This is a genomic window from uncultured Psychroserpens sp. (genome assembly GCF_947503375.1).
In the GTDB taxonomy this organism is placed as follows: Bacteria; Bacteroidota; Bacteroidia; order Flavobacteriales; family Flavobacteriaceae; genus Psychroserpens.
Genome location: NZ_CANNDQ010000004.1, coordinates 152,022 through 164,050 on the forward strand (window position 1 = coordinate 152,022; position 12,029 = coordinate 164,050).

Consider the following 12,029-nt stretch of genomic DNA (forward strand, 5'->3'; position numbering starts at 1 on the left):
GGCACTTTTATTTTCATGAAACTCGTTTATCTAATTATAAGTTGGTGTACTTACTTCAAAGCTAGAGTCTTTTGCAGCCAGATAACGTTCGGCATCTAAAGCTGCCATACAACCTGTTCCAGCAGCTGTCACAGCTTGTCTGTAAACATGATCTGCAGCATCTCCAGAAACAAAAACACCCTCTACGTTCGTTTTTGCTGTACCAGGAACATTGATAATATATCCTGTTTCATCTAACTTGAGAAAGTCTTTAAAAATATCTGTATTAGGCTTGTGCCCTATGGCAACGAAAAAACCTGTAGCAGGAATTTCATACTTTTCATTCGTTTTATTATTAAACACTCTAACACCAGTAACTACTTGACCATCTCCAAGTACTTCATCGGTTTCAGTATTGTATAAAATTTCAATATTCTCAGTATTCTTAACTCTGGCCTGCATAATTTGAGACGCTCTAAATTCATCACGTCTAACCAACATTGTTACTTTTTTACACAGTTTAGAAAGATAGTGTGCCTCTTCAGCTGCTGAATCACCAGCACCCACAATCACTACTTCTTGGTTTCTATAGAAAAAACCGTCACATACTGCACAAGCAGAAACACCGCCTCCAAGTTTTAAATATTTTTGTTCAGACTCTAAACCTAAATATTTGGCTGAAGCTCCTGTAGAAATAATTACTGTATCACAGTGAATTTCTTTGGTTTCATTTACCCAAACTTTATGTACATCTCCTGAAAAATCCACTTTAGTAATCCAACCATCACGTACATCTGTTCCAAAACGTTGTGCTTGCTTTTGAAGTTCGATCATCATTTCTGGCCCAGTGATTCCTTCAGGATACCCAGGAAAATTCTCTACATCATTTGTAGTTGTTAATTGACCTCCTGGTTGTGTCCCTTGGTATAAAACTGGAAACATATTTGCTCTTGCAGCATATATTGCAGCAGTATATCCTGCTGGTCCTGAGCCTATAATTAGGCACTTTACATGTTCAATTGTATCTGACATAATTTTAATTCATTTTTCATAGACAAAAGTAGAGTTTTTGATAGAAACCTTACGCAGAAGTTATCAACAGTTATTATATGAATATTGAAGTTATCTATTGTGAAAAGCGTCAATAATTCCTCTAATCGCATCAATAAGGAACAGTCGAACTTAATATCTTTATCTAGTCAATGAAAAAACACATTACTACTAATTTTTAATAAAATTCTACATGATTAAAATATATTACAGTTCGTCATCATCAATTGGGAAACAAACCTATTCTTATGCCAATGCTTCGTATAAAGATTTGCTGGTAATTGATGTTACCAAAACAAAGGTAACAGGAACGGTTTGGAAAGATCTAGCCGAGCAGATGAATCTTGAGATTAGTGATTTGATCGATAAAGAACACCCAACTTATATAACGCATTATAATTCTAATACCCAACTTACTGAAAATGATTGGATTAAAGTGTTACAGGCCCATCCCGAAGTATTGGTCTATCCAATTGTAATTTTTGATGACAAAAAATATCTACAGATAAAAAACCCATCTGATATACAACATCTTTTAGATCCAAATAGTGAAGGTATAGACGAAAAGAAACACTTCTAAATTGTAATTATTTGTCATAATGGATTAACTTTATATCAAATACAATTAAACCACACTCCTATGCCTAAAACACTATACATCAAACATTCTAAGATTAGTGGTATTATGAATTCACTTACAGAGCAATTAGGTATAGATTACAGTAACGATGGTGATGACTATTGTATAGACCTTACAAAAAAGTTAGGCAGAGGTTACTTGAGAGGTATTCAATTTTCTCATGGCCTATCAGTTATTGAAGTTAATTTGACATTAAAAGACAAAACTACATTCAAATTTGAAAAGCAAGATGTGAATTTTCTTCATTTTTTATTCAATACAGATACGGCAATACATCATATAGTTTCTGAAACCAAAAAAAACGACACAATTAGTAAACTTCAGTATTGTATGTTTTCTAATGACACTAGTAACACAAATGATATTGTTATTTCTAAAAATAAACCTACTGATTTTTTTATCATCCTAATTGATAGGAAAGCTTTTGAAGAAAAATTATTAAGTATTACTAATGACCTATCTAACGAACTGGAGCAAATATTCAAAGATGTTAATGGTGTTAATTTCATTTATAATAAAAATTACTTTTCATTAGAAATTGCTCAATATATTGAGGAGTTTAGGCATTGTGAGTTAGAAAGTTTTATGAAACCTATGTTTCTTGAAGGTAAAACCTATGAAATCTTAACCTATCAATTGCAACATTTTAATGATGATAATGGAGAGAAAAAAGTACTTCTAAGAAAATCTACTATAGATAAAATTGAAAATGCTATAGATATTATTAAAGACGAACTTGATGTTAGGATTAGTGTTCACACACTTGCAAAACGTGTGGGTCTTAACCAAAATACTTTACAAAACGGTTTTAAAAACTTGTTTCAAACCTCTGTGAATGAATACATAAAAAATTACAGAATTGAGAGAGCAAAAACGTTGATTGAAAATTCTGATCTCAACATTACAGAGATCACTTATAAGATTGGAATTAACAGTAGAAGTTATTTTTCAAAGTTATTTAAAGAGCGTTTTGGCATATCTCCTAGCGAATATATTAATCAAGTTCGAAAAAAAACAAAGTCTGCTTAACGCTTATAAAACCTATAAAATTTCAATTTTACTATAAAATTTGATAGGATATTTTTTTCAATAACTACCCAATACTGTTAAACAATGTTTCGATTTTGTTAAACACCTTTCGGCTATTCCTCTTTTTTTGCAGTACCAATTTAATCACACTCTACTAACTACATTTTGATTAACATTTAATATCTAAGAGGAGAACTTAGCATGAAGACTATTGAAATTATAGATGTAGAAAACAAATCTATCATCAAACAATTAAATGCCTATATAGAAGGCAATATCGAATATAAAAATGGTGAAGAATCACTCATTTTCAATAATTCAATTGGAAGTGGCACCATAAGAAATATAAAATTTGATTGGGGAATCGCTTTATTAGATTACGATGTCAATTTTAATGATGACGTTAAAATCATTTTCAATACAACAAAAGGTGCAGCACCTATTGAATTCTTATTCATTTCTGAAGGAAATCTAACTTTTAATAATACAGATGACAAGAATTATGTAAGACTTGAACGCTTTCAAAATATTATTATTTCTAATAATTCTCAATCTAGGAGTATTTATGTATTTCCAAGTAAAATAAACGTGAAACTTAATATTATTCATGTGTTTTCTAAGAAATTCATGAAGAAGAAAAATCATCAGGTAGATACTCTAGAAGATTCTCTTTTATCAGTATTTGAACGAAGAGAAGAAAATTTACCGTTTAAGCATATTGGTAATTATAATCTAACCATTGCAGAAAAAATAAAAACGTTAAATGAATTCGGTGACTCTGGAATTATAAAATCATTATCTATTGAAGGGCAATTAAATCTCATTTTAGCAATGCAAATGCTAGAGCATAAAAAATATGAGAACGACACACACCTAACAGATAGTTTGACTATATCTGAAATTAAAAAAATTCATGGATTGGTAGACTTTATCATTGATAATGTATCCAAACCATTAACTATCAAATCATTAACTAAAGAGTCTGGTCTAGGACCAAAAAAATTACAACTAGGCTTTAAGTTATTATTTTCCAAATCTATCAACGAATATATACGCAGTATAAAGTTGAAAGTCGCCAGAGATATGATAAAGGATACCGATAAATCGATATCTGAAATTGTATACGAAATAGGCTATAGAAGTAGAAGTTATTTTTCGAAGATTTTTTACGAACAATACAATATACTGCCCATTGATTATAAAGAAAACCTAAAGACACAAAAATCAAGAGTTGATAATTAAGTCTTTATATGTGGCTGGTTCGAGAATCGAATCGTAAAGAATATTATTTTTATAAAATTCTTTAGCGATTGTATGCGAAGTAAAATTCAGTTTTTCAAAACTGTTATTGTAACCCATAATGATAGTGTTATAATTCTCGCCCAGCCATATATCTTTATGACTTTCATCTAAAACTATTGGCATCGAGTCACTTATATTATGAAGTTTAGACATCAGGTAGTTGCTGTTTTCAAGTAATATTGAGAAGGTGATGAATCCGTCAAAAGTAATATTGTATATGGCAGCTAAGGAAAACACCTTATCACCTTCTGGATATACATATATAGGATATACCTGCCCTTGGTAATTGTAAGATGCAAAAAAACCTGAAACCACAACCACACATCTTCGTTCTTGTAATGCTACTTTATAATCTGAATGCGCATTTATGGCTCTTACATCAATGTTGAGTGTATTCCTTATTTTTTGAAACACACTCCATTCGTCTCTGAAATTATCGGGTAACATGCCCCAAATAGCAAATTCTAACGTTTCTGGTTTCTCATTAGTGATGACAGGAAGCAATTCTTCATTCAAACCATCAATAATTGGAGATGTTTTGTAAACATCTGGAAACCTGAACTTAGCATCCATACTAAATTCAATAACGTTAAGGCTTGCACTATTTGAGAGCTTATAATACATGTTTTCTTCTTTCTATACAAAGAACGTTAAAATTTAAATAAGCTATTGTCTTTAAGACATTTAAAAGTAACCCAAATGATATTTTTAATGTTAAATAAAGTTTATAAATCAACATAAAATGTCTGCTAGTTAAAAACGCAAAACTGTTAAACAAATATGTTATACTGTTACTAGAACATAGGTTTTTGACTGTAAATTTACATAACACTTTTAAAGATGAATTTAAGAGATAAACTAAGCAATGATGAATGTAATGAATGACAGTTTGATTAATTCAAACCAATTGCTTAGAGCAATTAATGAACGTTTGAATTTTAAGTCACTAACCAATGATAATGGACTGATACAACTCACTTTAGATGGATTAATGGGTCAAGGTACAATTGAACAGATTACGTTTAATAATAAACTTAGCGCCACAAATTTCAATATCCATTTATACGAAGATCTTGAAATTAAGATTCCAAAAGACAATAACGACAATCTATATTTTTTTTACAATCTAGAAGGCATATGTTATCACAGCTTTGATAATACAGAAAAATTTTCAAAAATTGATGAATTAAAAACCATTGCAGTAGCTTCAAGTAAAAATGGGTATAATATATTGATCATTAAAAAAGGGGTTCAATTCAATTGTAATTTATTAACTATAAGTAGAGAAGTTTACATCAAGAATTTCGAATGTAAATTAAAACCTGTAGATGCTAAATTAAACCGTCTTAATTCTATTTTTGATGCATTAAAAGATCATTTATTCGACTGTAACTATGACCTAAAGATCACTGAGCAGTTACGATTAATAAAATCTTTATCATTTTCTGAGACCATCTCACCTAGATTACAAATGCAAAGTAGGTATCAACTTATTTTGTCTTACCATATAGAGCAGCTTTATAATGAAACTTACAACGAACGTGCTCATTCAAGCATAACAAGATCAGAAATTCAAAAGATTAGGACCATTACAGAATATATAATTGATAACCCTGGGCTTAACCATTCTCAAAATAAATTATGTACGCAATTCTTTATTTCACAATCTAAATTACAGCATGGATTTAAAAGTGTTCATAAGACTACTGTTTCAAATTTTACTAGAAAGGTTCGACTTGGAAAAGCTGAAGAATTAATTAGAAACTCAGACTTGAATATCTCTGAAGTTGTCTACACAGTTGGTTTTACTAGTAGAAGTTATTTCAGCAAGATCTTTAAACAAAAGTATGGATGCAATCCAACTGTTTATAAATCACAATTTAAATATAAACTAGAGGTAGAGTAAATTAACTGTCTTTTGTCTCTTGATCTACATCATCTTTAGTATAAACTAAATCTAGATTTTTTCCTAAGCCAACTATTTTAATAATGTTCGTTATAGTATTATACAGCATTAAGATAACCACCACCATACCTCCGCTCAATAAGGAAGACATAAACAAAGTTACCCAATAGATGGTTCTATACCAATTAGTTGGCACTTGATCTGATTCTACAATTGGAATATTAAACATCTGAAACATGATTAACGTTACAATGAATAAAACCGTGTCTATCTTAGCTATATTCATCACTTCTAAATAATGACTATCTTTCAATTTTGATTCGGTACCAGTACTTATTCCTAAAAGAGTTAATAACAATGCAAGTATTGTAGCAGAAGCCAAAACAATGGTATTACAAAGCATATTGATTCCAGAGAGCGATGCTTTGAGAAGATTTTTAGCTTCATAACCAGAAATGTTTCCAAGTAGAAATATGCCTAATGCAATGAACATAAATGTGATCATACCTCCATAAATAGCACGCTTGTTATTAATTATAAACTTTTTCATAATCGCGATTAAAAAAAGCCTCAAAATGAGGCTTTAATATTTGATTTGATATTTATTAATCTATTGCATCTTCAACATCATCTGCAACATCTTCTACAGCATCTTCAACTTTATCTTCATTGGTTTCTCTACATCCTGTAAATACAGTAGACATAGTAAATAATAGTAAAAAGGCATATACTAGCTTCTTCATAATTTTCGATTTAATTAATATTGGTTATTTATTTTATTAAGCTTTTGATAAGTGATAGTACAAATAGCACTATAAATATATAGAATATTATTTTTGCTATTCCTGCGGCTGCTCCTGCTATTCCTCCAAATCCTAATACGGCTGCAATAATAGCTATAACAACAAATGTGATTGTCCAACGTAACATAATTTTTAAAGTTTTAGTTAATAAGAACTGACTTTCATTTCTTTATGTTACAAATATCGACCAACAGAACAAATTAGCTTAACGCATATACCGTAAACATTAACACGAATACTAATAATTACGATAAATTTTCATAATAGACTTGTAGTCTTCACTATTAGTTATTCTTTCATAAATTTTTGAGTCATTGTAAAAATCTTCTTTAATTGGGTGAGATAAAAAATTGTGCCCTTCATGGTCATTAATTAAAGCTTTTAGATCTCTTAACTTGTTGTCTTCCGATAACCATCTTTGATAGTCTTGTTTTTTAAAAATAAGAGGCTTACTCTGACCTAGGTTTGGAATTTTCGCAAACTCAGCCCTAGATTTGGTAATCAATATTGAGCACGTTAAAAATCCATCATTAATTTTATTGAATATTCCAGCTATACAGAAGGGTTTATGATTTTCAAGGTGGATGTGATGTGGATACAGTTTTCCTTTGTACAACTTTGAAGTAAAAAACCCGTTGACAATGATCAAACAACGTCTTTCATCTAGTGCGTTTGAATATATTTCATTGTTTAAATTTACATCTTCAACATGTGTATTGAGCGTATTTGTCAAGTTTTGAAAACGCTCCCAATCATCATCGTAATTTTCAGGAAGAAGTCCCCAAATTGCCAAATCGATATGCTTAGGATTGGCAGACGTTAGTACACAAAGGTTAGATTCAAACTGTCCATTGATTATAGCTTTAGGCTCGTAAAGATTAGGAAATCTAAACGTAGCGTCTAGCTCATTTTCAATAGTTTTCAACTCTAATGTATTAGACAATTTATAAAACATTTTTCTTTTCAAGAAAATAAAATACAGAAATACGAATTGACTCAAATGCTATAAAAATGTCTTTATATCAAAAAAGGTGCTTTTTATAAAAAAAAGCACCTCAGGTTCTTTAAGGGAGGTTTCTAATTATCTCAGATCTTCTAAAGATTTGATGTTAGACAAACCATTTTGAATGGTATTTTTTTGAGATTCTAACAATGTCTTTGTTGTTGATGGCAAACTAGATTCATTCAAAACATCTTGATACTCATCAATAGCAGCTTTTTCACCTCGAATAGCTTCTTCTAGCATTGATTCTTCATCATCTGCTGAGAATAGCGATTTAATATCCATCCATGCTCTGTGTGCCTTTCCTGTTAAACTTCCGCCTTTATCAACATCTTGATTAAAAGACTTAATTTCTGATTTTAGCTCATGACCAAAATTATAACGTTCTTGTGCTTTATTATTGAAATAAGATTTCAAAGCCGAATGTTCAACATTTTCAGCTGCCTTTTTAAATCCTTTTTCAGCATCGTAAGTTTTTTCTAATAGATCATTTAATTTTTCTCCAATTTCTTGTGTGTATGTACTCATTTTTTGTTTGTTTAGATTAACCGATAATTTCTTTAGTGATGCCTATCAGTTTACATCATAGCGTATAACTATAGACAAAGGTATTGGATGAAAGCGTTTGGAATTAATGGAAATGATGCAAAGATTAACGCAATTAGCTAGACTAAAAATAATTGTATTAAATTACTGGCTTATAGTTTTTAATCAAGTTTAAAACTGAGGTCTCACTAGGTGTTAAATGTTCTGAGATTTGAGGTGTATTTGTGACATCCAAAAATACATTGTGTAATGAGTCGTCTTCATATGATTTTACCAAAATAGGATGCACATAGTACTTCCTACAAACATTACGAGTGTTGCCTAAAGCATTGGCTGTTGCATCAAATGCAGATAGGATATTCTTATGCTTTTCGGCTTCTGTAGTTGGCTTGTCAAAATCCATTAAGGTCTCAAAAAAAATAACACTTGCTGACCAAGTTCTAAAATCTTTTGCAGTAAAAGAATCTCCAGTTACGTCATTAATATATGCGTTGACCATACTGCTATCAACATGATGCTTATGCCCTTCTCTGTCGTAAAATTGAAACAATTCCCAACCTGGTATCTCTTCGCATTTACCAACCAGCTTAATAAGCTTCTTATTTCTGAGTGTGATGTTATGTTCCTTTCCTCTTTTACCAACAAACTGAAACCGTAATTTATCTTTAAAAAGATGAACGTGCTTTGTTCTTAAAGTCGTAAGCCCATAAGTTTTATTTTTCTTAGCATAGTAGGTGTTCCCTATTCTGATGTGAGTTTCTTCCATTAGTTTAATCACTAAAGCTAAAACTTTAGTTTTAGTCCACTCTGTTTGGATAATATCTCTTTCTACCTTATCTCTAATGATTGGAAGTGCTTCACCAAAGGCAGCCATTCTAAAAAATTTGGTTTGATTTTTTATTTTATTCCATTTGGTATGGTATCGGTATTGCTTTCTAGATTTAGCATCTCGTCCTGTAGCTTGTAAATGCCCATTGTGCATTTCAGCAATTCTAACATGTGTCCAAGCTGGAGGTATTACTAATGAATTGATTCTATCAAGATGATTATTATCTGATACTATTTTTCCGTTACGGTAGTAAGTAAATGTTTTTCCTGAAGATTCTCTTGTTATCGATAGCTGTCGATTATTAACATATACTAAATCTAATTTACTAATTACAGATTTAGGATCCTCATTAATAGTATTGATTAAAGAAGGTGTTAATTTTCGCTTTGACATTAATTATCTATGAGACTTTATATAGTTGGTGTAAGAATTTGCTAATTCTTTCTTCTGAGAGTCTGACAATACTTTTCCTGATAACTGAAAGAATTTATGTTCTTCATCTTCTAAATGATGTTCAACCTTATCTTTCAAATTTTTAGCTATTTTTAGCCATGCTGATGAATCATAATCTGTTTCCTCTAGAGATTCAATCAGTTCATCAATTTCGTGATGTTCTGCAATGCCATGTCTTGCCTTTTCTTGCATAATATCTGAATCTATCAACGGTTTATAATAATGACGCTCTTCTGCATCCGCATGTACTTTGAGTTCATTCTTTAACGATTTAAAAATGGCATCGCGTGCATTAGTATCACCAGAAGTCTTTACTAATTTACTCAATAATTCTCTTTGGATATTGTGATCTGCTCTAATAGCTTCAAAAATAGTCATCATATTTACATTTAAATTAATATTACCGTTAAAAAAACCTCAGTAGCCAAAAGGTTACTGAGGCATACCAACCAATCGTATTATTATAATAATGAAGAATGTGTCTTATAATAATGTATAAAATTAATAGTAATCTATTTTTTGTATGTGCTTTATAGGGTTAAATATTAATCCAAAAAAACTCGATGAGCCGTTCACCGAGTTTTATCCTAACTAACTAATAAACTATACTTCGTGACGATTGAAGAAATATTTACTCAACAAAGTTATTTTAAGACCGTCGATCATATGTGCTTTTTTGAATTAACTTTTACCTAATAATGTAAACGTTGTGTTAAAAATTTAAATGTCCATTTAGCCCAAGATTAAAAATAGTTATTTTTGTTAACAGCAATACTTTAAATAGGTTTTGTATTAACTCATAAAAGTAATCGTTATGTTAGAAATTGATATTAATGCTGAAAGCCCTAAAGATTTGTTACATCAAATAAAAGATGTTATTGGTGGTAGAATAGAAGAAAAATGGAATGAGCATAATTTAATTTTTGATAATGAAAACGCTGTTGGTGTTATTAAGTTTATGCCATTTGATTGGGGTGTTAACCTGTTAGATTTTGATGTCAAATTCTACAAAGAAATTATTTTAAAGGTCAAAGCCAATGACTTTAATCCTATTCGATTTATTTACAACTATAACGGTAGTTTTAAGCATCGATTTGGTATTAACAATGAAGAAAAACATGTTGAACAGTTTCATTCGTTAATTTTCACTAATAAAACTGGAGGTTACAATTACATTCATTTTCCAAAAGAAGAAAAACTAGAAATTAATATTATCCAAATTGTTCGTAAAAAATTCTTAAAGAAACGAACTACCAATGCTTCTTTATTAAATGATCGCCTTTATGAAATATTTGTAGATACTGACCACGATTATAGGTTTGCACATTATGGTGCATTGAATTTGAAAATGTCTGATTTCATTAAAAAGATGAAAAAGATAAGATCAAAAGGCATGGTAAGAGTGTTAAAAATTGAAGCTTTAGTATATGAAATGCTATCTCTACACATTGAACAACATAATAAATTTCAAAGAGGTGTTCAATTGCCTACATCTTTAACTAAAACCGAATTAAAAATAATTAGAAAACTAGGGAGCAACATTATAAAAGACCCTTCGTATCCATACGCATTAGAGCAATTATCAATGAAATCAGGCTTATCTCAAGCCAAACTTCAAGATGGTTTTAAATTTTTATATACAAGAACGGTTACAGAATATGTAAGACATGTTAGATTAGAAGCTGCAAGAGACTTGATGAGTAATGCAGATTTGAATGTATCACAAGTGGTTTACAGTATTGGCTTTACTAGCAGGAGTTATTTTTCTAAGATCTTTAAAGAAAAGTATGGTATCACTCCAAATGAATACAGGAAAAATGTACTGAATAATTTAATCCTAGAAGAAACAGCAGCATAACTTGCTGATTAAATCAATATTCAAAGTGTATGGAACAAGAACCAATTTTAATATGCATTCCAGATATTAGTGGATTTACGCGATTCATGAGTGAAACTGATGCAGAGTTTAGCTCAAAGATCATCCCATCATTATTGAATAAAATCATCTACTCTAATGAAATTGGTTTAAGGGTTTCAGAAATTGAAGGTGATGCTGTACTATTCTACAGAAAAGGACCATTACCAAGTTTAAAACGGTTAATAGATCAATGTACTAGATTCTACAAAGACTTTTACAAACAATTAGACTTACTATACAAGGCCAATGAGCACGATAAAGATGGGAAGAAAATCCCTCAAACTCTAGGCTTAAAAATAATTTTGCATTTCGGATTGAATGTTGATGCTGTACAAATTGGCAAACACATCAAGCTCATGGGAGAAGATATTGTTATTGCTCATAAATTGCTCAAAAATGATATCCCACACGAAGAATACATTTTACTATCTAATGACTTAATCTCAAAATATGATTTCGAAGAAATTGAGACCAAAACTTATTGGGCGAGCCTAAAAAAAGGTGGTAATTTTTATGAGCATCTAGGTGAGATTGGCTATGCATACATTAACTTGAGCCCTTTAGTTTAATG

At 30.5% G+C, this 12,029-nt stretch carries 15 protein-coding genes; 6 read left to right on the plus strand and 9 right to left on the minus strand.

All coding sequences use genetic code 11. The features are described from left to right. Positions 1-30: 30 nt before the first annotated feature. The gene (gene trxB, locus Q0876_RS08450) at positions 31-1,011 is read right to left on the minus strand and encodes a thioredoxin-disulfide reductase (RefSeq protein WP_299226239.1); all 981 of its coding nucleotides are present in this window, start codon (positions 1,009-1,011) and stop codon (positions 31-33) included. Positions 1,012-1,222: 211 nt separating this feature from the next. Between trxB and Q0876_RS08455 the strand changes: the two genes are divergently transcribed. The 3 genes from Q0876_RS08455 (at position 1,223) to Q0876_RS08465 (ending at position 3,940) form a co-directional block, all read left to right on the plus strand. After that, positions 1,223-1,609, plus strand: coding sequence for an arsenate reductase family protein (locus Q0876_RS08455; RefSeq protein WP_299226242.1), 387 nt, complete (start codon positions 1,223-1,225; stop codon positions 1,607-1,609). Between the two features lie 60 nt (positions 1,610-1,669). Continuing rightward, a complete protein-coding gene (locus Q0876_RS08460; RefSeq protein WP_299226245.1) occupies positions 1,670-2,698 on the plus strand; it encodes an AraC family transcriptional regulator in 1,029 nt (342 codons plus the stop codon). A 201-nt stretch (positions 2,699-2,899) separates the two neighbouring features. After that, positions 2,900-3,940, plus strand: coding sequence for a helix-turn-helix transcriptional regulator (locus tag Q0876_RS08465; RefSeq protein ID WP_299226248.1), 1,041 nt, complete (start codon positions 2,900-2,902; stop codon positions 3,938-3,940). On the opposite strand, the gene Q0876_RS08470 is transcribed toward Q0876_RS08465, so the two are convergent. Continuing rightward, positions 3,923-4,624, minus strand: a complete 702-nt coding sequence (locus tag Q0876_RS08470; protein ID WP_299226251.1) for an SOS response-associated peptidase family protein — start codon at positions 4,622-4,624, stop codon at positions 3,923-3,925. The two genes, Q0876_RS08465 and Q0876_RS08470, sit on opposite strands and share 18 nt — an antisense overlap. Positions 4,625-4,865: 241 nt before the next feature. Between Q0876_RS08470 and Q0876_RS08475 the strand changes: the two genes are divergently transcribed. Further along, positions 4,866-5,906 (plus strand): AraC family transcriptional regulator, encoded by a 1,041-nt coding sequence (locus Q0876_RS08475; protein WP_299226252.1) that lies wholly within the window; start codon positions 4,866-4,868, stop codon positions 5,904-5,906. A gap of 1 nt (position 5,907) precedes the next feature. Here the strand turns inward: Q0876_RS08475 and Q0876_RS08480 are convergent, their stop codons facing one another. From Q0876_RS08480 to Q0876_RS08510, 7 genes are all read right to left on the minus strand, one after another. Then, entirely contained in the window at positions 5,908-6,456 is a 549-nt protein-coding gene (locus tag Q0876_RS08480; RefSeq protein WP_299226254.1) for a hypothetical protein, read from the minus strand. 55 nt (positions 6,457-6,511) lie between these two features. Continuing rightward, positions 6,512-6,649, minus strand: a complete 138-nt coding sequence (locus Q0876_RS08485) for a hypothetical protein (protein WP_299226256.1) — start codon at positions 6,647-6,649, stop codon at positions 6,512-6,514. A 28-nt stretch (positions 6,650-6,677) separates the two neighbouring features. Continuing rightward, the gene (locus Q0876_RS08490) at positions 6,678-6,836 is read right to left on the minus strand and encodes a DUF1328 family protein (protein WP_299226259.1); all 159 of its coding nucleotides are present in this window, start codon (positions 6,834-6,836) and stop codon (positions 6,678-6,680) included. A 111-nt stretch (positions 6,837-6,947) separates the two neighbouring features. Then, complete coding sequence (locus Q0876_RS08495) at positions 6,948-7,652, minus strand: SOS response-associated peptidase family protein (protein WP_299226261.1); 705 nt, start codon at positions 7,650-7,652, stop codon at positions 6,948-6,950. A gap of 138 nt (positions 7,653-7,790) precedes the next feature. Continuing rightward, a complete protein-coding gene (locus Q0876_RS08500) occupies positions 7,791-8,240 on the minus strand; it encodes a PA2169 family four-helix-bundle protein (RefSeq protein ID WP_299226264.1) in 450 nt (149 codons plus the stop codon). A 157-nt stretch (positions 8,241-8,397) separates the two neighbouring features. Beyond that, the gene (locus Q0876_RS08505) at positions 8,398-9,480 is read right to left on the minus strand and encodes a DNA topoisomerase IB (protein WP_299226267.1); all 1,083 of its coding nucleotides are present in this window, start codon (positions 9,478-9,480) and stop codon (positions 8,398-8,400) included. Positions 9,481-9,483: 3 nt separating this feature from the next. Further along, positions 9,484-9,918: a hemerythrin domain-containing protein gene (locus Q0876_RS08510; RefSeq protein ID WP_299226721.1), complete on the minus strand. Its 435-nt coding sequence runs from the start codon at positions 9,916-9,918 to the stop codon at positions 9,484-9,486. Positions 9,919-10,354: 436 nt separating this feature from the next. Between Q0876_RS08510 and Q0876_RS08515 the strand changes: the two genes are divergently transcribed. Together Q0876_RS08515 and Q0876_RS08520 are read left to right on the plus strand one after the other, a co-directional pair. Beyond that, the gene (locus Q0876_RS08515; RefSeq protein ID WP_299226270.1) at positions 10,355-11,398 is read left to right on the plus strand and encodes an AraC family transcriptional regulator; all 1,044 of its coding nucleotides are present in this window, start codon (positions 10,355-10,357) and stop codon (positions 11,396-11,398) included. Positions 11,399-11,427: 29 nt separating this feature from the next. Further along, the gene (locus Q0876_RS08520) at positions 11,428-12,027 is read left to right on the plus strand and encodes a DUF2652 domain-containing protein (protein ID WP_299226273.1); all 600 of its coding nucleotides are present in this window, start codon (positions 11,428-11,430) and stop codon (positions 12,025-12,027) included. Positions 12,028-12,029: the final 2 nt, after the last annotated feature.

Excerpts from the sequence above, each read along its gene's own strand:
- trxB (WP_299226239.1), bottom strand. The coding sequence starts at position 1,011 with ATGTCAGATACAATTGAACATGTAAAGTGCCTAATTATAGGCTCAGGA.
- Q0876_RS08455 (WP_299226242.1), top strand. The coding sequence starts at position 1,223 with ATGATTAAAATATATTACAGTTCGTCATCATCAATTGGGAAACAAACC.
- Q0876_RS08460 (WP_299226245.1), top strand. The coding sequence starts at position 1,670 with ATGCCTAAAACACTATACATCAAACATTCTAAGATTAGTGGTATTATG.
- Q0876_RS08465 (WP_299226248.1), top strand. The coding sequence starts at position 2,900 with ATGAAGACTATTGAAATTATAGATGTAGAAAACAAATCTATCATCAAA.
- Q0876_RS08470 (WP_299226251.1), bottom strand. The coding sequence starts at position 4,624 with ATGTATTATAAGCTCTCAAATAGTGCAAGCCTTAACGTTATTGAATTT.
- Q0876_RS08475 (WP_299226252.1), top strand. The coding sequence starts at position 4,866 with ATGATGAATGTAATGAATGACAGTTTGATTAATTCAAACCAATTGCTT.
- Q0876_RS08480 (WP_299226254.1), bottom strand. The coding sequence starts at position 6,456 with ATGAAAAAGTTTATAATTAATAACAAGCGTGCTATTTATGGAGGTATG.
- Q0876_RS08485 (WP_299226256.1), bottom strand. The coding sequence starts at position 6,649 with ATGAAGAAGCTAGTATATGCCTTTTTACTATTATTTACTATGTCTACT.
- Q0876_RS08490 (WP_299226259.1), bottom strand. The coding sequence starts at position 6,836 with ATGTTACGTTGGACAATCACATTTGTTGTTATAGCTATTATTGCAGCC.
- Q0876_RS08500 (WP_299226264.1), bottom strand. The coding sequence starts at position 8,240 with ATGAGTACATACACACAAGAAATTGGAGAAAAATTAAATGATCTATTA.
- Q0876_RS08505 (WP_299226267.1), bottom strand. The coding sequence starts at position 9,480 with ATGTCAAAGCGAAAATTAACACCTTCTTTAATCAATACTATTAATGAG.
- Q0876_RS08510 (WP_299226721.1), bottom strand. The coding sequence starts at position 9,918 with ATGACTATTTTTGAAGCTATTAGAGCAGATCACAATATCCAAAGAGAA.
- Q0876_RS08515 (WP_299226270.1), top strand. The coding sequence starts at position 10,355 with ATGTTAGAAATTGATATTAATGCTGAAAGCCCTAAAGATTTGTTACAT.
- Q0876_RS08520 (WP_299226273.1), top strand. The coding sequence starts at position 11,428 with ATGGAACAAGAACCAATTTTAATATGCATTCCAGATATTAGTGGATTT.